The sequence below is a fragment of the Clavibacter michiganensis genome, assembly GCF_002151125.1.
GTDB classification, from domain to species: domain Bacteria; phylum Actinomycetota; class Actinomycetes; order Actinomycetales; family Microbacteriaceae; genus Clavibacter; species Clavibacter michiganensis_C.
Window position 1 is genome coordinate 99289 of the sequence record NZ_MDJZ01000003.1, and the last position, 19384, is coordinate 118672.

Annotated in this window: 16 protein-coding genes; 11 read left to right on the top strand and 5 right to left on the bottom strand. The window is 72.5% G+C overall.

Going from position 1 to position 19384, the window contains the following annotated elements; genetic code table 11:
* The first annotated feature begins 51 nt into the window (after positions 1 to 51).
* The 3 genes from BFL37_RS01225 (at position 52) to BFL37_RS01235 (ending at position 2180) form a co-directional block, all read left to right on the top strand.
* Positions 52 to 534 carry an FHA domain-containing protein gene (locus tag BFL37_RS01225; protein WP_086513360.1) on the top strand — a complete coding sequence of 161 codons (483 nt, stop codon included), beginning with the start codon at positions 52 to 54 and terminating at the stop codon, positions 532 to 534.
* Complete coding sequence (gene ftsR / locus BFL37_RS01230; protein ID WP_086513361.1) at positions 534 to 1235, top strand: transcriptional regulator FtsR; 702 nt, start codon at positions 534 to 536, stop codon at positions 1233 to 1235. Before BFL37_RS01225 ends, ftsR begins: the two co-directional genes overlap by 1 nt.
* A 402-nt stretch (positions 1236 to 1637) precedes the next feature.
* Entirely contained in the window at positions 1638 to 2180 is a 543-nt protein-coding gene (locus tag BFL37_RS01235; RefSeq protein ID WP_012038569.1) for a MerR family transcriptional regulator, read from the top strand.
* 129 nt (positions 2181 to 2309) lie between these two features.
* On the opposite strand, the gene BFL37_RS01240 is transcribed toward BFL37_RS01235, so the two are convergent.
* Complete coding sequence (locus BFL37_RS01240) at positions 2310 to 3122, bottom strand: ParA family protein (RefSeq protein WP_086513362.1); 813 nt, start codon at positions 3120 to 3122, stop codon at positions 2310 to 2312.
* Positions 3123 to 3199: 77 nt separating this feature from the next.
* Here BFL37_RS01240 and BFL37_RS01245 point away from each other — a divergent pair, with 77 nt between their 5' ends.
* From BFL37_RS01245 to BFL37_RS01255, 3 genes are read left to right on the top strand one after another with little or no spacing between them, the layout of a single operon-like run.
* A complete protein-coding gene (locus BFL37_RS01245) occupies positions 3200 to 6601 on the top strand; it encodes a pyruvate carboxylase (RefSeq protein ID WP_086513363.1) in 3402 nt (1133 codons plus the stop codon).
* 15 nt (positions 6602 to 6616) lie between these two features.
* Complete coding sequence (locus BFL37_RS01250; protein ID WP_086513389.1) at positions 6617 to 8089, top strand: mycothione reductase; 1473 nt, start codon at positions 6617 to 6619, stop codon at positions 8087 to 8089.
* A 32-nt stretch (positions 8090 to 8121) separates the two neighbouring features.
* Positions 8122 to 8613, top strand: coding sequence for a peptide deformylase (locus BFL37_RS01255; RefSeq protein WP_086513364.1), 492 nt, complete (start codon positions 8122 to 8124; stop codon positions 8611 to 8613).
* 29 nt (positions 8614 to 8642) lie between these two features.
* Here BFL37_RS01255 and BFL37_RS01260 read toward each other — a convergent pair whose 3' ends face one another.
* Positions 8643 to 10469, bottom strand: a complete 1827-nt coding sequence (locus tag BFL37_RS01260) for an AMP-dependent synthetase/ligase (RefSeq protein ID WP_086513365.1) — start codon at positions 10467 to 10469, stop codon at positions 8643 to 8645.
* A 131-nt stretch (positions 10470 to 10600) separates the two neighbouring features.
* On the opposite strand from BFL37_RS01260, the gene BFL37_RS01265 reads away from it, so the two are divergent.
* The 3 genes from BFL37_RS01265 (at position 10601) to BFL37_RS01275 (ending at position 13778) form a co-directional block, all read left to right on the top strand.
* Positions 10601 to 11566, top strand: a complete 966-nt coding sequence (locus BFL37_RS01265) for an ROK family glucokinase (RefSeq protein WP_086513366.1) — start codon at positions 10601 to 10603, stop codon at positions 11564 to 11566.
* 93 nt (positions 11567 to 11659) lie between these two features.
* Positions 11660 to 12349, top strand: coding sequence for a lysophospholipid acyltransferase family protein (locus BFL37_RS01270; protein WP_043675637.1), 690 nt, complete (start codon positions 11660 to 11662; stop codon positions 12347 to 12349).
* 58 nt (positions 12350 to 12407) lie between these two features.
* Positions 12408 to 13778 (top strand): class II 3-deoxy-7-phosphoheptulonate synthase, encoded by a 1371-nt coding sequence (locus BFL37_RS01275; RefSeq protein ID WP_015490537.1) that lies wholly within the window; start codon positions 12408 to 12410, stop codon positions 13776 to 13778.
* A gap of 81 nt (positions 13779 to 13859) precedes the next feature.
* Here the strand turns inward: BFL37_RS01275 and pknB are convergent, their stop codons facing one another.
* Both pknB and BFL37_RS01285 read right to left on the bottom strand, forming a co-directional pair.
* Complete coding sequence (pknB, locus tag BFL37_RS01280; protein ID WP_086513367.1) at positions 13860 to 15809, bottom strand: Stk1 family PASTA domain-containing Ser/Thr kinase; 1950 nt, start codon at positions 15807 to 15809, stop codon at positions 13860 to 13862.
* A gap of 82 nt (positions 15810 to 15891) precedes the next feature.
* Positions 15892 to 17163: a lytic transglycosylase gene (locus BFL37_RS01285; protein WP_086513368.1), complete on the bottom strand. Its 1272-nt coding sequence runs from the start codon at positions 17161 to 17163 to the stop codon at positions 15892 to 15894.
* 220 nt (positions 17164 to 17383) lie between these two features.
* On the opposite strand from BFL37_RS01285, the gene BFL37_RS01290 reads away from it, so the two are divergent.
* Positions 17384 to 17725 (top strand): Rv2175c family DNA-binding protein, encoded by a 342-nt coding sequence (locus BFL37_RS01290; RefSeq protein WP_086513369.1) that lies wholly within the window; start codon positions 17384 to 17386, stop codon positions 17723 to 17725.
* A gap of 53 nt (positions 17726 to 17778) precedes the next feature.
* Here the strand turns inward: BFL37_RS01290 and BFL37_RS01295 are convergent, their stop codons facing one another.
* Positions 17779 to 18900 carry a polyprenyl synthetase family protein gene (locus BFL37_RS01295; protein WP_086513370.1) on the bottom strand — a complete coding sequence of 374 codons (1122 nt, stop codon included), beginning with the start codon at positions 18898 to 18900 and terminating at the stop codon, positions 17779 to 17781.
* A gap of 77 nt (positions 18901 to 18977) precedes the next feature.
* Between BFL37_RS01295 and BFL37_RS01300 the strand changes: the two genes are divergently transcribed.
* Entirely contained in the window at positions 18978 to 19373 is a 396-nt protein-coding gene (locus BFL37_RS01300; protein ID WP_086513371.1) for a DUF3040 domain-containing protein, read from the top strand.
* Positions 19374 to 19384: the final 11 nt, after the last annotated feature.

The following is a 19384-nucleotide window of genomic DNA, read 5'->3' on the forward strand; positions in this document are numbered from 1 at the left end:
GTCCCGGCCGTGTCCGATCCGTTACGCTGTCAGGTCACAGGAGGTACGACCATGGATGGACGCGAAGAGGGTCACGGCGCCACGCGCGTGCCCGAGCAGTACACGAGCACGGACACCACGGCCACCTTCCGCGATGAGCTCGGAGCGGCTCTCGCGGGCCTCGACGGAGCCGTCTCTGCGGAGGAGAAGGACGCCGTCACGGCGCTCCCGTCGGGATCCGCCCTCCTCGTCGTCCGACGCGGCCCGAACCAGGGTGCGCGCTTCCTGCTCGACGCGGACGTGACGGTCGCCGGCCGCCACCCCGACGCCGACATCTTCCTCGACGACGTGACCGTGTCCCGCCGTCACGCGGAGTTCGTCCGCGAGGGCACGTCGTTCCAGGTCAAGGACCTCGGCTCGCTCAACGGCACCTACTTCGACGGCGTGCGGATCGACACCGCGCTCCTTCAGGACGGCGCGGAGGTGCAGGTGGGCAAGTTCCGCCTCACGTTCTACGCGTCGCGCACCGACCTCGTCGGCCGGACGATCGAGTAGTGCCGGCGTCCGCCGCCCGGTCGACGCCAGCCCGCACCCCCGGACTCCTCAGCATCGGGCAGGTGCTCGCGCGCCTCACCCCGGAGTTCCCCGACCTCACCAACAGCAAGCTCCGCTTCCTCGAGGAGCAGGGGCTCGTCCAGCCGTCCCGCACGGAGTCCGGCTACCGCAAGTTCAGCCCCGCGGACGTGGAGCGCCTCCGCACCGTCCTCGGGATGCAGCGGGACCACTACCTGCCGCTGAAGGTCATCCGCTCCTACCTGCACGACCTCGACGCCGGGCTGTCGCCCGCGCTCCCCGGCGGCACGCCCGTCCCGCACGTGTCCATGCTCGACCAGGAGCGGCGGTACAGCCGCGCCGAGCTCGTCCGCGAGTCCGGCGCCACGGCCCCGCTCCTCGGCGACGCCATCACGGCCGGGGTGCTCATGCCGGCGGAGGTCTACGGCGAGGAGGCCGTGCAGGTGATGCGCGCGCTCGTCGAGCTGCAGCGCACCGGCATCGACCCGCGCCACCTCCGCGGCTTCCGCCAGGCGGCGGAGCGCGAGCTGAGCCTCATCGAGTCGGCCCTCGTGCCCGTGTCCCGGCGTCGCGACGCCTCGAGCCGTGCCCACGCCGCCGAGCTCGCGCGGGAGATCGCCACGCAGCTCGAGGTCGTGCGGGGGAGCCTCATCCGCTCCGCCCTCGGCCGCCTCTCGTCCTGAGGTCGCGCTGGTGCCGGGGTCCGCGCTCGGCCGCCTCTCGTCCTGAGGTCGCGCTGGTGCCGGGGTCCGCGCTCGGCCGCCTCTCGTCCTGAGGTCGCGCTGGTGCCGGGTCCACGCTCGGTCGCCTCTCGTCTCGAACGCGCTCGGCCGGCCGGGCGCGGCACGTAGACTGACGTGTCCGCACGGGGCCGTCCGCACGACGGAGGGGCCCGTCGGGACCGGTCGATGCGCGCCCCCCGCGGGGGCGCGGTGGAGGGCCGGGACGACACGCCGGGCGCTTCCGCCGGATGTCGTTGATCGGGCCCGCGGGCCCCGCTACCGTGAGAACACGATCCCGACGAACCGACCCGAGCAGCGCACGGACCCCACCGGGGCCAGCGCCGAGGGGTGGAAGGCAGAACGATGAGCGACTCCACCCCGGACTCCGGGCGCTACGACCTCGGTCTGCTCTTCACCGACGGCCTCCCCGAGATGGACGCGAGCGCGGGCTACCGCGGCGCCGTCGCCGCCCGGGCCGCGGGGATCACCTACCGCCAGCTCGACTACTGGGCCCGCACCGGCCTCGTCGAGCCCACCGTCCGCGGGGCGTCCGGTTCCGGCACCCAGCGCCTGTACGGCTTCCGAGACATCCTCGTGCTGAAGCTCGTCAAGCGCCTCCTCGACACCGGCATCTCCCTGCAGCAGATCCGCACCGCCGTGAACCAGCTCCGCGAGTCCGGCGTCGTCGACCTCGCGCAGACCACCCTCATGAGCGACGGCGCCAGCGTCTACCTCTGCACCAGCAACGACGAGGTCATCGACCTCGTGAGCCGCGGCCAGGGCGTGTTCGGCATCGCGGTCGGCAAGGTCCTCCGCGAGGTGGAGCACTCCCTCGTCGAGATCGACACGCAGACCGTGGATCCCACCGACGAGCTCGCCGCTCGTCGCGCCGTCAAGGCCTCCTGAGCCGGCACGCCTCGTCCGCGTCTCCGGACCGAGCCGGGCGCCACCTCCGACGCATGGCAAGGCTGATGCGAAGCGCGCTCATGCCTCGGCGCGCGTCGCGCAGCGGGGCAGGCGGTCGGGGGGACCCGATCAGCGCGCGGTGTTCTCCGCGTAGTCGCCGATCTTCGCCGTGCGCATGATGCGCTCCAGCAGCTGGTCGAAGTTGCGCGCCATCTCCTGCGCGCTCTCGCCCGGCCACACGTGCAGCGGCTTCGCGGCGCCCTGCGCCTGCTGGAGGGACGTGCGCTCGGGCAGCTGCGGGCTCAGCACGAGCGGGCCGAACATGTCGCGGAGCTCCTTGATGCGGAACTGGTGCTCGAGCGACTGGACGCGGGCCCGGTTGACGATGATGCCGAGGGGCTGCAGGCGCGGGGAGAGCCCGCGGCGGATCTCCTCGATGGCGCGGAGCGCCCGGTCGGCGGCGGCGACCGAGAAGAGGCCGGGCTCGGTGACGACGGTGACCCGGTCGCTGGCCGCCCACGCGGTGCGCGTGAGGGCGTTGAGCGAGGGCGCGCAGTCGATGAGCACGAGGTCGTAGTCGGCCTCGACGTTCGCGAGCGCCTCCTCGAGCTTCCAGATGTCGCGGATGCTGGGGTGCGGGCCGTCGAAGTTGATGGCGGACGGGCTGCCGATCATGACGTCGATGGTGCCGGTGCGGCCCTTGGTCCAGCCGCTGGGCGCGATGGCCGCGCGGACGATCTTCTCCTTGGGGGAGGCGAGGACGTCGGCCACGTTGAGGTGGCCGGCGACCTGGATGTCCATGCCCGTCGACACGTCGGCCTGCGGATCGAGGTCGACCACGAGGGTCCTCAAGCCGCGGGAGAAGGCGGCGGACGCCAGTCCCAGGGTCACTGTGGTCTTTCCCACGCCCCCCTTGAGGGAGCTGACGCTCAGTACATGCACGTGGGAGAGGCTACCGTCGATACTCTGGGAAGACCTAAACGCGCGCGTCCCGAAGCCCGCCGACGAGAGGCCCCGCCATGTTCGAGAAGATCCTCGTCGCCAATCGCGGGGAGATCGCGATCCGCGCGTTCCGGGCCGCCGTGGAGCTCGGCGCCCGCACCGTGGCGGTCTATCCGCACGAGGACCGGCACTCGCTGCACCGGCTGAAGGCGGACGAGGCGTACCCGATCGGCGAGGAGGGGCATCCCGTCCGGGCGTACCTCGACGTCGACGAGATCATCCGCGTGGCGCTCGAGAGCGGCGCCGACGCCATCTACCCGGGCTACGGATTCCTCTCCGAGAACCCGGACCTCGCGCGCGCCGCGGCCGCCAACGGCATCGTCTTCATCGGCCCCGACGCGGGCGTTCTGGAGATGGCCGGCAACAAGGTGACGGCGAAGGAGCACGCGACCGCGGCGGGCGTCCCGGTCCTCGCGTCAACGCCGCCGTCCACGGACGTCGACCTCCTGCTCGAGCAGGCCGAGGCGATCGGGTTCCCGATCTTCGCCAAGGCCGTCGCGGGCGGCGGCGGTCGCGGGATGCGGCGCGTCGAGCGCCGGGAGGACCTCGAGGAGGCGCTCCGGGCGGCGATGCGCGAGGCCGAGAGCGCCTTCGGCGACCCGACCATGTTCCTCGAGCAGGCGGTGCTCCGGCCCCGGCACATCGAGGTGCAGATCCTGGCCGACGCCACGGGCGAGACCGTGCACCTCTTCGAGCGCGACTGCTCGGTGCAGCGCCGGCACCAGAAGGTCGTGGAGATCGCGCCCGCTCCGAACCTGGACCCGGCCGTCCGCGACGCCATGCACGCGCACGCCGTCGCGTTCGCCCGGAGCATCGGCTACGTGAACGCCGGCACGGTCGAGTTCCTGCTCGACACCGACGGCCCGCGCGCGGGCCAGCACGTGTTCATCGAGATGAACCCGCGCATCCAGGTCGAGCACACCGTCACCGAGGAGGTCACGGACGTCGACCTCGTGCAGTCCCAGATGCGCATCGCCGCGGGGGAGACCCTCGCCGAGCTGGGCCTCCGCCAAGAGGACGTCGTGCTGCACGGCGCGGCGCTCCAGTGCCGGATCACGACCGAGGACCCGGCCCAGGGGTTTCGGCCCGACACCGGCAAGATCACGACGTACCGCTCGCCGGGCGGCGGAGGGATCCGCATCGACGGCGGCACGGTCGCGACCGGCGCGCAGATCAGCCCGCACTTCGACTCGATGCTCGCGAAGCTCACCTGCCGCGGGCGCGACTTCCCGACGGCCGTCACGCGGGCGAAGCGCGCGCTGGCCGAGTTCCGGATCCGCGGCGTCTCCACGAACATCCCCTTCCTGCAGGGCGTGCTCGACGACCCCGACTTCCAGGCGGGCGACATCAGCACGTCGTTCATCGACGAGCGGCCGGGGCTCGTGCGCAGCAACGTCTCGAAGGACCGCGGCACGAAGATCCTCAACTGGCTCGCCGACGTGACCGTCAACCAGCCGAACGGGCCGCGCACCGCGGTGGTCCGTCCGGCCGACAAGCTGCCCGCCGTCGACCTCGGCCAGCCGGCGCCCTCCGGATCCCGCCAGCGCCTGCTCGAGCTCGGCCCGCGCGGCTTCGCGGACGCCCTGCGCGCGCAGACCGCCCTCGCGGTCACCGAGACGACCTTCCGCGACGCCCACCAGTCCCTGCTCGCGACGCGCGTGCGCACCCGCGACCTGGTGGCCGTCGCCCCGTACGTCGCGCGCACGACGCCCGAGCTCCTCTCCGTCGAGGCGTGGGGCGGCGCGACCTACGACGTGGCGCTGCGCTTCCTCGGCGAGGACCCGTGGGAGCGGCTCGCGGCGCTGCGCGAGGCCCTGCCGAACGTCGCGATCCAGATGCTGCTCCGCGGCGCCAACACCGTGGGCTACACGCCGTACCCCGCGGAGGTCACCGACGCGTTCGTCCAGGAGGCGGCCGCGACGGGCGTCGACGTCTTCCGCATCTTCGACGCGCTCAACGACGTCGAGCGGATGCGCCCCGCCATCGACTCCGTGCTCGCCACCGGCACCACGGTCGCCGAGGTCGCGCTCTGCTACACCGGCAACCTGCTGGATCCGGCCGAGGACCTGTACACGCTCGACTACTACCTCGGCCTCGCGGAGCGGAGCGTCGCCGCCGGCGCGCACATCCTCGCGATCAAGGACATGGCGGGGCTCCTCCGGCCGACCGCCGCCGAGCGGCTCGTCACGGCGCTCCGCCGCGAGTTCGACCTGCCGGTGCACGTGCACACGCACGACACCGCGGGCGGCCAGCTCGCCACGCTGCTCGCGGCCAGCCGCGCCGGGGCCGACGCGGTCGACGTCGCGAGCGCCCCCATGTCCGGCACCACGAGCCAGCCGTCCGCGTCCGCCCTCGTCGCCGCCCTCGCCGACACCGAGCGCGACACGGGCCTGTCGCTCGACGCCGTGAGCGACCTCGAGCCGTACTGGGAGGCCGTGCGCCGCCTCTACCGCCCCTTCGAGTCCGGCCTGCCGGGTCCGACCGGCCGTGTGTACCGGCACGAGATCCCGGGCGGCCAGCTGTCGAACCTCCGGCAGCAGGCGATCGCGCTGGGGCTCGCCGACGACTTCGAGCTCATCGAGGACATGTACGCCGCGGCCGACCGGATCCTCGGGCGCATCCCCAAGGTCACGCCGTCGTCCAAGGTGGTCGGCGACCTCGCCCTCCAGCTCGCGGCGGCGAAGGCCGACCCGGCCGACTTCGAGCGGAACCCGCAGGACTACGACATCCCCGACTCGGTCATCGGCTTCATGGCCGGCGAGCTGGGCGACCTGCCGGGCGGCTGGCCCGAGCCCTTCCGCACGCGCGTGCTCCAGGGCCGGGACGTGCGCATCGGCGTCACGCCGCTGTCGCCCGCGGACCGGCAGGCGCTCGGGATCCCGGGCGCCGAGCGGCGGCGCACGCTCAACCGCCTGCTCTTCCCGCAGCCGACCGAGCGGTTCGAGACCATCCGCGAGCTCTTCGGCGACCTCTCCGTGCTCGACACGGACGACTACCTGCACGGCCTCCGCCCGGGGCAGGAGCACGCGGTGCGGATCAGCCGCGGCGTCGAGGTCCTCATCGGGCTCGAGGCCGTGGGTGACGCCGACGAGTCGGGGATGCGCACCGTCATGGTCGTCATGAACGGACAGCTCCGCCCCGTGTTCGTGCGCGACCGCGGCATCGCCGTCACCACGACCGCGGCCGAGCGCGGCGACCCCGCGGTGCCCGGCCACGTGTCGGCGCCGTTCTCCGGCGTCGTCACGCTCAAGGTCGAGGAGGGCCAGGTCGTCGCCGCCGGCCAGGCCGTCGCGTCGATCGAGGCGATGAAGATGGAGGCGGCCATCACGTCGCCCGTCGCGGGCCGCGTCGCGCGCCTCGCGGTCCCCACCACCCAGCAGGTCGACGCGGGCGACCTGCTCGCGGTCGTCGAGACGTAGGAGATGAGCCGCGAGATGACGGACCAGGACCAGGACCAGCAGGCGGACGAGCGCTACGACCTCGTGATCGTGGGGGCCGGATCCGGCAACTCGATCGTCGACGAGCGCTTCGCCGACCAGCGCGTGCTGCTCGTCGACGACGGCGAGCACTTCGGCGGCACCTGCCTCAACGCGGGGTGCATCCCCACGAAGATGCTCGTGCATGTGGCCGACGTCGCGGCCGGGACGCGCGATGCGGCGACCCTCGGCATCCGCGCCTCGGTCGACGCCGTCGACTGGCCCGCGATCCGGGCCCGCGTCTTCGGGCGCATCGACGCGATCAGCGAGGGCGGCCGCGAGTGGCGCGAGAGCGGCATGGAGAACGTCACGCTGCTGCGCGAGAGCGTCGGCTTCGAGTCTCCCGGCGTGCTCGTCTCGGCGAGCGGCCAGCGCATCATCGCGGACCGCATCGTGCTCGCGGCGGGCTCCCGTCCCCGCCCGCTGCCGGCCGTCTACGCGCCGGACCCGGACATCCACGACTCCGACTCGATCATGCGCATCGCCGAGCTCCCCGCCTCGCTCCTCATCGTGGGCGGCGGCTACGTCGCGGCCGAGTTCGCGCACGTCTTCAGCCACCTGGGCGTGCACGTGACCCAGGTCGCCCGCTCCGCGCACCTCCTCGGCAACCTGGACCAGGACGTGTCCACGCGCTTCACGACGCTCGCCCGCACGCAGTGGGACGTCATCACCGACTGCGAGGTCGAGGAGATAGAGCGCGACGGCGACGTGCTCCGCTCGCGCCTCGCATCCGGCCACCTGGTCGAGACGGAGGCCGTGCTGGTCGCGCTCGGCCGCGTCCCCAACACCGACACGCTCGCGGTGGCGAACGCGGGCTACGACCTGCACGACGACGGACGCATCGTCGTCGACGCCCGGCAGCGCGTGCTCGCCGACGGCGAGCCCGTGCCCGGCGTCTTCGCGCTCGGCGACATCAGCGCCGACCACCAGCTCAAGCACGTGGCCAACCACCAGGCCCGCGTCGTGCAGCACAACCTGCTGCACCCGGACGACCTCACCGGCGGCGCACCGGGACCCGTGCCGCAGGCCGTCTTCTCGCGCCCGCAGATCGGCTCGTTCGGCCTCACCGAGGCCGAGGCGCGCGAGGCCGGACCCGTCGTCACGATCGAGCAGCCCTACTCGTCCACCGCGTGGGGCTGGGCGCTCGAGGACACGACGTCGTTCTGCAAGCTCGTGGTGGATCCGCGCGACGGCGGCACGCTCCTCGGGGCGCACATCATCGGCTCCGACTCCGCGGCCCTGATCCAGCCGCTCCTCACGGCGGCGAGCCTCGGCCACCGGGTCACCGGCCTCGCGCGTGCGCAGTACTGGCCGCACCCGGCCGTCACCGAGGTCGTCGAGAACGCGCTGCTCGCCGCCGAGTCCGCGGTGGCCGACTGGGCACGGGAGAATGGAGCGGGCCTCGCGCCCGCGGACGCCGATCGACCCTGATCGCCGGCCCGCAGGACCCACGGAAGCAGAGAATGACTGAACGACAGATCCGCCTGTTCGGCGATCCGGTGCTGAAGACCGTCTCCTCGGAGATCCGCGAGATCGACGAGGGGGTGCGCGCCCTCGTGGAGGACCTCCTCGACAGCGTGCGGCCCGACGGCCGCGCCGGCGTGGCCGCCGCGCAGATCGGCGTGAACCTCCGGGCGTTCAGCTACAACGTGGGGCCGGCCTTCGGGTACATCCTCAACCCCGTCATCGAGGAGCTCCGCGGCGAGGCCGTGCTCGTCGACGAGGGCTGCCTCTCGGTGCCGGGCCTCTGGTTCCCCACCATGCGCCACCCCGAGGCCGTCATCTCCGGGCTCGACCTCGACGGGAAGCCCGTCCGCCTCGAGGGCACGGGGGTCCTCGCCCAGGCCTTCCAGCACGAGGTCGACCACCTCGACGGCCTGGTCTACCTCGACCGGCTCGACAAGCAGCGCCGTCGCGAGGCCATGAAGCAGGTGCGCGAGTCCGACTGGTTCTGACCCGTCGGCCCGCGCACCCGCGGGTGCCGTCAGTGGACCAGCGAGTGGCCCTCGGTGTCGGGCGCCGCCTCGTAGATCCGCGTGACGACGTCGCCGAACGCGTCGAGCACCACCTGGCGCTTGATGCTGAGCTTCGGCGTGAGGTGCCCGGCCGCCTCCGTGAGCTCGACCGGCAGCACCACGAACTTCCGGATCGACTCCGCGCGCGAGACCGTCGCGTTGGCCGCGTCGACGGCGCGTTGCACCTCGGCGAGCACCGCCGGGTTCTGCGACGCCTGCTCGAGCGTCATGGCCGGGTCCTGCCCGTTGTTGCCGAGCCACACCTTGAGCATCTCCGGATCCAGCGTGACGAGCGCCGAGATGAACGGCCGCCGGTCGCCCGCCACCACCACCTGCCCGACGAGCGGGTTGGCCCGGATGGGGTCCTCGAGCGCGGCCGGGGCGACGTTCTTGCCGCCGGCCGTCACGATGATCTCCTTCTTGCGCCCCGTGATGGTGAGGTAGCCGTCGGCGTCGTAGCTGCCCAGGTCGCCCGTGCGGAACCAGCCGTCGTCGAAGACGGCCGCGGTCGCCTCCTCGTCCTGCCAGTAGCCGTCGAAGACGTTGACGCCCTTGACCTCGATCTCGCCCTCGTCCGTGATCCGCGTGGAGACCCCCGGCAGCGCCGGCCCGACCGTGCCGATGCGGAAGCCCTTCACGAGGTTGACGCTGACCGGCGCCGTGGTCTCGGTCAGACCGTAGCCCTCGAGGATCGTGAGGCCGAGCGAGCGGTAGAAGTGGCCGAGGCGGAGGCCGAGCGGCGCGGATCCGCTGACGGCGAAGCGCACGCGCCCGCCCATCGCCTGCCGGATCTTGGAGTACACGAGCGCGTCGAAGACCTTGTACTGGAGCTTCAGCGCGAGCGGCACCCTGCCCGCGTCGACGGCGACCGAGTGCGCGTACGCGACCTCGGCGGCCTTGCGGAAGACCTTGCCGCGCCCGGCGCCCTCGGCCTTCTGCTCCGAGGAGTTGTAGACCTTCTCGAACACGCGGGGCACGGCGAGCAGGAACGTCGGCTTGAACGACGCCAGCGCGGGCAGGAGCTGCGTCGTGTCGGCCTGGTGGCCGGTCTTCACGCCCGCCTGCACGTTGAGGATCGAGATGAAGCGCGCGAACACGTGCGCCGTGGTGATGAACAGCAGCGTCGACGCGCCGACCCGCACGACCTCCTCCATCGCGACCTCGGCGTTCCGCGCGAGCTCGACGAAGTTCGCGTGCGTGAGGATGCAGCCCTTCGGCCGGCCGGTGGTCCCGGACGTGTAGATGAGGGTCGCCATGTCGGATCCGACCGCGATGTTCCGCCGACGCTCGATCTCGGCGTCCGGCACGTCGACGCCCTGCTCGGCGAGCTTGTCCAGGTCGCCGAGGTCGATCTGCCAGACCCGGCGCACCGCGGGCAGCTCCGGGTGCACCTCGTCGAAGCGCGAGAAGTGCTCCGCGGACTCGAGGATCATCGCCACCGCGCCGGAGTCCTGCATGTTCCAGTGCACCTGGCCGGGGGAGGACGTCTCGTACACGGGGACGAGGACGCCGCCCGCGAAGAAGACGGCGAAGTCGACGAGCGTCCACTCGTAGCGGGTCCGGCACATCATGCCGATCCGCTCGCCCGGCTCGATCCCGGCGGACACGAGGCCCTTCGCGAGGGCGACGACCTGGCGGTGGAACTCGGAGGCCGTGACGTCGCTCCACCCCCCGTGGCCGTCCGGCAGCGAGAAAAGCGGAGCGTCGGGGCTCGTCCTCACGCGGTGCACCAGGACATCGCTGATGTTGTCGTCGGGTCTGGCCTCGACGACGGCGGGCATGGTGTGCTGTTCCACGGCAACTCCCTCGGTACCGGAAATGGATGGGATCAGCTTATGGGCGCGCGGCGTCCGGCGCTCGTCCCCGGACGGGGGCGTCGGGCGCGTCAGTAGGATCGACTGGCGAGACGGACGGAAGGGCCCGCGGAGTGCATGCAATAGGGATCGACATCGGCGGGACGAAGATCGCGGGAGCCGTGGTCGACGAGCTCGGCGTCATCGAGGCGGAGGAGCGCACGCCCACGGAGGCGAGCAGCCCGGACGCGATCGTCGAGGCGGTCGTCGGCATGGTCGAGCGGCTCCGAGCCCGACACCCCGACGTCGTGGCCGTGGGAGTGGCCGCTGCCGGCTTCATCGACGCCGCGCAGTCCACCGTCTACTACGCCCCGAACATCAACTGGCGGAACGAGCCGGTGCGCGAGAAGCTGCGCGGCCGGATCGACCTGCCCATCGTCATCGAGAACGACGCGAACGCCGCCGGCTGGGCCGAGTTCCGCTACGGCGCGGGCCGCCTGGTCAGCGACATGGTCACGCTCACGATCGGCACGGGCGTGGGCGGCGCGATCGTCGCCGACGATCGGCTCTTCCGCGGCGGCTTCGGCGCCGGCGCCGAGCTCGGCCACATGCGCGTGGTGCCCGACGGCCTGCCCTGCGGCTGCGGCGCCCGCGGCTGCATCGAGCAGTACGGATCCGGCCGGGCGCTCCTGCGCACCGCCGACGAGCTGGCCGACCTCGGCGGCACGCACGGCGAGGGCCTCGCCGCCCGCCGCCGCGAGGTGGGCGCGCTCACCGGCCACGACGTCAGCGACCTCATCCAGGCGGGCGATCCCGGCGCGCTCCTCGCCCTCCGGCGCCTCGGCGGCTGGCTCGGCGAGGCCGCCGCCAGCATCGGGGCGATCCTCGACCCGCAGATGTTCGTGATCGGCGGCGGCGTCGCCCAGGCGGGGGACCTCCTGCTCGACCCGATCCGCGAGGCGTACCTCGCGCACCTCCCGGCGCGTGGCTACCACCCGGAGCCGGAGTTCCGCATCGCGGAGCTGGTCAACGACGCCGGCGTCGTCGGCGCGGCCGACCTCGCCCGTCGGCACGCGGCCGCCCTGCGCCACGACGCCTGACGTCCGGGGCGCCGCGTCGGCCCCCGCCTGCCGGGCGCGGACGGCGCCGCCGCCTATGCTGGATCCCGACCCCGCCCGGAAGGTGGCCACCCGATGTTCTACTGGTTCATGAAGAACCTGGTCGCCGGACCCCTCCTGCGGAGCACGTTCCGACCCTGGGTCACGGGGCTCGAGAACATCCCCGCCAAGGGCGGCGTCATCCTCGCGAGCAACCACCTCTCGTTCATCGACTCGGTGTTCCTGCCGCTCCTGGTGGACCGGAACCTGGTCTTCCTCGCGAAGAGCGACTACTTCACGGGCACCGGCCTCAAGGGCTGGGCCACCAAGATGTTCTTCACGGCCACCGGCATGCTGCCCATCGACCGGTCCGGCGGCAAGGCATCCGAGGCCTCGCTGAACACGGGCCTCCGGGTGCTCGCCGAGGGCCGCATGCTCGGCATCTACCCCGAGGGCACGCGCAGCCCCGACGGCAAGATGTACCGGGGCCGCACCGGCGTCGCCCGCATGATCCTCGAGGGCGAGGTCCCGGTGGTCCCGATCGCGATGATCGACACCGAGAAGGTCATGCCCATCGGCAGCCGCATCCCCAAGGTCCGCCGGATTGGTGTGGTCATCGGCGAGCCGCTAGATTTCAGTAGGTTCGCCGGCCTCGAGGGAGATCGCTTCATCCTCCGCTCCATCACCGACGAGATCATGTACGAGCTCTCGAGGCTGAGCGGCCAGGAGTACGTCGACGTCTATGCGACCTCGGTCAAGGAGAAGCGCGCGAGCGCGGCCCGCTGACCGACGCCCGCCTGACTCCACCGCGCACCACGCGCACGACACGAACCGGGATCCCACCGTGGCCTCAGAGCACCTCGTCCCCGCCCATCCCGACGTCCTCGCCGGACTCGACCACTGGCGCACGCTCGAGGTCAAGCAGCAGCCGCAGTGGCCGGACGCCGCCGCCGTCCACGCCGCGTCCGCCGAGATCGCCCTGCTGCCGCCCCTGGTCTTCGCGGGCGAGGTCGACCTGCTGCGCTCCCGCCTGGCCGCCGCCGCCGACGGCCGCGCGTTCCTCCTCCAGGGAGGCGACTGCGCCGAGACGTTCGCCGGCGCCACGGCCGACGCCATCCGCAACCGCGTGAAGACCGTGCTCCAGATGGCCGTCGTGCTCACCTACGGCGCGGCCATGCCCGTCGTGAAGATGGGCCGCATGGCCGGCCAGTTCGCGAAGCCGCGCTCCAGCGACTCCGAGACCCGCGGCGACCTGACCCTGCCCGCGTACCGCGGCGACATCGTCAACGGCTACGACTTCACGCCCGAGTCGCGCGCGGCGGATCCGGCCCGTCTCGTGAAGGGGTACCACACGGCCGCCTCCACGTTGAACCTCATCCGCGCCTTCACGCAGGGCGGCTTCGCGGATCTCCGCGAGGTGCACAGCTGGAACAAGGGCTTCGCCGCCAACCCCGCGAACCAGCGCTACGAGCAGCTCGCCCGCGACATCGACCGGGCCATCAAGTTCATGGAGGCCGCCGGCGCCGACTTCGACGACCTCAAGCGCGTCGAGTTCTACACCGGCCACGAGGGCCTCCTCATGGACTACGAGCGGCCCATGACGCGCATCGACTCGCGCACCGGCACGCCCTACAACACCTCGGCGCACTTCATCTGGATCGGGGAGCGCACGCGCGACCTCGACGGCGCGCACGTCGACTTCCTGTCCCGCGTGCGGAACCCGCTGGGCGTGAAGCTCGGCCCGTCGACGACGCCCGAGACCGTGCACGAGCTCATCGAGAAGCTCGACCCGGACCGCGAGCCCGGCCGCCTCACGTTCATCACGCGCATGGGCGCGGGCCGCATCCGCGACGCCCTGCCGCCGCTCCTCGAGGCCGTGAAGGCGTCGGACGCGAACCCGCTGTGGGTCACCGACCCCATGCACGGCAACGGCCTCACCACCCCCACCGGCTACAAGACGCGTCGCTTCGACGACGTCGTCGACGAGGTGCAGGGCTTCTTCCAGGCGCACCGGGCGGCGGGCACGCACCCCGGAGGCATCCACATCGAGCTCACGGGCGACGACGTCACCGAGTGCCTGGGCGGATCCGAGCACATCGACGAGGCCACCCTCGCGACGCGCTACGAGTCGCTCTGCGACCCCCGGCTCAACCACATGCAGAGCCTCGAGCTCGCGTTCCTCGTCGCCGAGGAGCTCGCCGCCGCTCGCAGCTGAGCCCGCCCGCACGATGGAGCCCGCCGTCCTCGAGGACGGCGGGCTCCGTCGTGTCCGGCCCGCGGACCGCTCGCGGCTGGATCAGCCGGACGCGGTGATGCCCAGGTTGACGGTCGACCCGCGGCGGGCCAGGGCCTGCGCCTCCGGGCTCGCCGACGCCACCCGGGTGATGCTGTTGGGCAGCGCGTCCCAGAACGCCGAGTACGCGTACTTGAAGCCCGCCCTGTCGAGCGCGGCCTTCGCCTCGTCGCGCGTGAGCCCGACGACCTCCGGCACCGCGACGAGGTCCGGCCCCTTGGAGACCTCGAGGCCCACCTTGCTGCCGGGCGCGCCGTCGAGGCCGGAGCGCACAGGGTTCTCGTCCAGCGCGTAGACCGAGATCACGTCGCCCTTCTCCACGTCGTCGCTGAAGCTCTGCCTGCCGGCCTCGCCGACGAGCCCCGCCTGCGCGAGCGTGGTGACGGCCTGGTCCACCGGGCGATCGCGCACGTCCGGGATGGGTCCCGCGGCCACGACGAGCGTCACGGGCTGCCGCTCGGGGTACTGGGCGCCGACGGGCGCGCCCGACGGATCGAGGACCTGCACGACAGTACCCTCCTCGGCGTCGCCGTACTGGCGGACGGTCGCCTCCTGCACGACGAACGGCACCCCCTCGAGGCGCGTGCGGGCGTCCGCCTCCTGGGCCCCGGACACGTCCGGCACGTCGAGGAGCCGCGGTCCGGTCGAGGCGTACACGGTCACGGTGGATCCCTGGTCGACGGGCGTCCCGGACGCCGGGACGCTGCGGGTCACGTGCCCCACCTCGACCTCCACGCTCGGCTCCTCGGCCCGCGCCACGACGAATCCCTGGCCCTGCAGCGTGCCGGCCGCGTCGTCCACGGCCATCGCGGCCACCTGCGGCACGGGCACCTTGGCGCCGGGACCCTGCCCGTAGTACCAGCCGGTGCCGCCGGCGAGGGCGGCGAGCATGACGACGAGGAGCGCGAGGACCCAGCCCCGGGAGCGGCGGCGGGATCCGGCGGCCGCCAGCGCGACGACGGACTCGGGCTCGCGGCTCTCGGTCTCCTGCCGCGTCATGACGGGCGGCCCGCCGACGACCTGGGTCTCGCCCGTCGTGACGGAGGGGAGCGCGGGGGCGCTCGGGAAGACGACGGTGCGCTGGAGCGGGGCGGGGTCGCCCGATCGCGCATCGAGCCGGTTCTGCACGGCGTAGAGCTCGTCGAGGAGGGCCCGGGCGTCGCGGGGCCGCTGCTCGGGATCCCGGGCGGTCGCCCACAGCACCAGCTCGTCGAGCTCGACGGGCACCGAGGCGTTGGCGGTGCTCGGGGTGGGCACCTGGTCGTTGGCGTGCTGGTACGCGATCTGCATGGGCTGCTCGCCCTTGAACGGCTGCTCGCCCGCGAGCATCTCGTACATCATGATGCCGACCGCGTAGATGTCGCTGCGGGTGTCGGCGATGCCCCGCGTGACGAGCTCGGGGGAGAGGTAGGCGATGGTCCCGAGGAGGGCCTGCCCCGTCGCCGTGTTCGCGCTGACGGCGCGCGCGAGGCCGAAGTCCCCGATCTTGATGCGGCCGTCGTCGGCGAGCAGCACGTTCTCGGGCTTCAGGTCGCGGTGCACGATGCCGGCCTTGTGCGCGGCCGCCAGTCCCGAGAGCACCGCCTCGAGGATGTCGAGGGTCTGCTCGGGCGTCAGCCGCTCGTACTCCTGCAGCAGCTCGCGCAGGGTCATCCCGGGGAGGTACTCCATGACGAGGTACGCCATGTCCGAGTCCTGCCCCTGGTCGAAGACGTTCACGACGTTGGGGTGCGCCAGCCGCGCGGCCGAGCGGGCCTCCTGGATGAAGCGGTCGCGGAACGCGCTGTCGTCCGCGAGGTGCCCGTGCATCACCTTGACGGCGACGCGACGCTCCAGCCGCAGGTCGGTGGCGACGTAGACCGTCGCCATCCCGCCGCGCGCGATGCGGGACCTGACCTGGTATCGGCCGTCGAGGAGACGGCCGATCATCGGGTCGGTCGGGCTGGAGGTCACTGGATGATTCTAGGGATCGCCGGTCCGCTGGCCTCCCCGGCACACCGGTGCGCCGCCTCGCGGGTGCGCCTGGGGATCGGCGTCAGCCGATCTCGTCGAGCCACGTCCAGGCGGATGCCTCCCACTTGGCGTAGGCATCCGGGTAGGCCGAGTACTGCACGGCCTGGGCGGCCTGCGTCACGGTCATCGACTTCCAGCCGGGGATGTCGAGGAGGCCGCGCGTCGCGCCGGGGTTCGGGTTCACGCTGCCGCCGAAGAACGCGCGCGAGGCGTACACGGGGTCGTTCAGGTCGGCGGGCTGACCCCAGCCCTGGCTGGGGCGCTGCTGGAAGAGGCCGATGGAGTCGCGGTCGCCCCAGTCGAGGTTGCGGAGCGTCGACTCCTGCGCCGCGGTCGCGAGCGCGATGACGAGCCCGTAGTCGCTGACGCCGGCCGAGCGCCCCACCTGGACGATGACGCGCGCGTTGCGGCGCATCTCGTCGGTCATGATGGTCGTCCCGTTCAGCGACGCGACCTGCACGGCCGAGGTGGACGCGTGCGGGATCGTCAGCGTGCTGCCCGCGTAGATGATGCTCGACCAGTTGAGGCCGTTGGCGTTGAGGAGGTCCTGCACCGTGACGCCCGTGTCCGTCGCGATGCTGTGCAGCGTCTCGCCGGTCTGGATCGTGTGCGTGCCCGAGAGCCCCTGCTTCGCGGCGGGGGAGGCGCTGGCGGGCGTCGCGGGCGCGGCTGACGCCGACGTCGCCCCCGCTCCCGGGATCGTGAGCCGGTCGCCGGGGAAGATCGTGCTCGTGGCCTGGAGCCCGTTCGCCTGGAGGACCGACGACGTCGAGACGCCGTGCCTGCCCGCGATGCCCGACACGGTGTCGGCGGCCAGGACCGTGTACGTCGTGCCCGATTCGGTGGACGCGGCGGGTGCGGGGGTCGATGCCCCGGATCCGCCGAGCGTGAGCGTCTGGCCGGGGAAGATCGTGGTCTTCCAGCCGAGCCCGTTCTGCGCGAGCACGGATGCGGTGGAGAGGCCGTAGCGTCCGGCGATGCTCGAGACGGTCTCGCCCTGCGCGACCACGTGCGAGGAGGGGGTCGCCACCATCGGCGCCGCGGTCGGCGCGGCCGTCGGCGCGGCGACGTGGGTGAGCTTGGTCTGCGCGGGGCCGGACTTCGCCTTCGGCACGCGCTTCACGGGAGCGGCTTCGACGGGGGTCGCCATGCCGAGGCTCACCGCGAGGGAGCCGACGAGCACGATGGGCATGGTCGCGAGCAGCGCCTTGGAGCGGCGGTTCGCCGAGCGTCCGGTGGCGGTGTCCGAGGACCGGCGGGGGTCGCGAGGAGGGGTGGGTTCGGTCATGGGCATGTTGGTCTACTCCGGCCGTCGTGCGCGATTCCCTGATGCAGGTGATCCACGTTAACACGCAGGGAGAGGAATGCGCACATAAGTGACGGATGGGACTGGAGTGATCTGCGACACGCGTGTTGGGCGGATAGGCAGGCTCCGGAGCCCGGACGGCGCGTGCGCGGACGCCGAGCGCGCGCCCGGTCCCGGCGACGGCGCCGGACGTGCCAGCATGTGAGGCGTGAACGAGCCCTATGCCGACCGTGAGTGGTTGACCGTCCCCGATCTCGTCGACCTCCTGGGTCTCACCGTCAGCCGCGTGCGCCGGCTCATCGAGGACCGGCGCCTCCTGGCCGTCCGCCTCGACGGCGTGCTCAAGGTGCCGGCCGTCTTCCTGCGCGAGGGGGAGCCGCTGACCGAGCTGCGAGGCACCGTCATCGTGCTCGGCGACAACGGCTTCACCGACGAGGAGGCCATGCAGTGGCTCCTCACCGAGGAGCCGAGCCTCGGCGCCGCCCCGATCGACGCCCTGCTGGCGGGGCGCAAGGCGGAGGTGCGCCGGGTCGCGCAGGCCAGCGCCTGATCGTCGGCGTCGGCTGCCCCGTCGTGCCCCGGCACGTGCCGGTCGAGGTCCGCTCAGGTGACGCGGCGCGTGACGCTGTCGACGAGCAGCTCGAGCTGGTTCCTCGCCCGCGATCCGATCGGGGCGTCGCGCAGCGCCGACAGCGACTCGCGGACGTGGCGCGCGATCATGCCCTCCACCTCGTCGAGCGCGCCGCTCTCGCGGAGGATCGACTGGAGGACCCGGATCTGCTCGTCGTCGAGGTCCGGGTCGCCGAGGAGCGCGTCGACCGTGCGGCGCACGCCGTCCGGCAGCCGCCGGCGAGCGAGGGCGATGAGCACGGTGCGCTTCCCCTCGCGGAGGTCGTCGCCGCTGGGCTTGCCCGTCACGTCGCTGTCCCCGAACACGCCGAGCACGTCGTCGCGCAGCTGGAAGGCGATGCCGAGCGGCAGGCCGACGGCGCGGAGCGCCGCGACCTGCTCGGGCGTCGCGCCCGCGAGGCTGGCGCCGACGACGAGCGGCGCCTCGATGCTGTACTTCGCGGACTTGTAGACGATGACGTTGTGGGCACGGGCGAGGGTGTCGTCCTCGGGCACGGTCGGCCACGCGACCTCCTCGAGCACGTCGAGGTACTGGCCGAGCGTGACCTGCGTGCGCATGGTCGCGAGCTCGGCGCGCGTCGCGCGCGCCGCGGACCCGTCCGCGAGCGCCAGGAGCGAGTCGATGAGGAGCTCGTCGCTCCACCCCAGCAGGAGGTCGCCGAGGAGGGTCGCCCCCGCCTCGCCGAAGCCCGCCGCCGAGCCGGCCCAGCCGCTCGCGGCATGCAGCGCCTCGAAGCGGCGATGCGCCGCGGGGCGGCCACGACGGGTGTCGGAGCGGTCGATGATGTCGTCGTGGACGAGTGCCGCGGCGTGGAAGATCTCGAGGCCCGCGGCGACGCCGACGACCGCCCGGTACCCGGGTCGCTCCTCGCCCTGGGGTCGCCCGACGGGGGAGGGGTCGAGGTCGATCACCGAGCGCCATCCCCAGTAGCAGAACTGCGCGCGGAACCGCTTCCCGCCTCTCAGCAGATCCGAGGAGAACTCCTGGATGGGCACAAGATCCGGGCTGATCTCCCGGAGTCCCGCCGCCTGGGCCGTCAGGAAGTCGTCGAGGCGGGTCTGGACGTGGCTGACGAGGCGGTCGCTTTCGGGCACCCGCCTAGCCTAGCCAGGGGCAGGGAGCTAGAATTCACGGGTGAACACCAACGCGTCGTCCCGAGCCTGAGGGGAACATGATGCCGCTTTCCGAGCAAGAGCAGCGCCTGCTGGAGGAGATGGAGCGAAGCCTCTATCGCAACGACGCAGACTTCGTGGCGACCGTCAGCGGTCGCCGCAGCAGACCCAACTACACGATGGTCGTCGTCGGCGTGCTGGTCATCGTCCTGGGCATCGCCGCCCTGGCCGCCGGCGTCATCACCAAGCTGGCCGTCATCGGCATCCTGGGCTTCGCCGTCATGATCGTCGGCGCGCTGCTGATCTTCAGCCCGCGCGGGGCATCCGGTGACGCGTCGACCCCCGCAGCTGCTCCGGCTCCCGGGCGAGGTGCCGGCAAGCGCCCGGCCTCGTCGTCCTCCTTCATGGACCGCATCAACGAGCGCTGGGAGAAGCGCCAGGGCGGTCAGGACTGACCTCCCCCTGA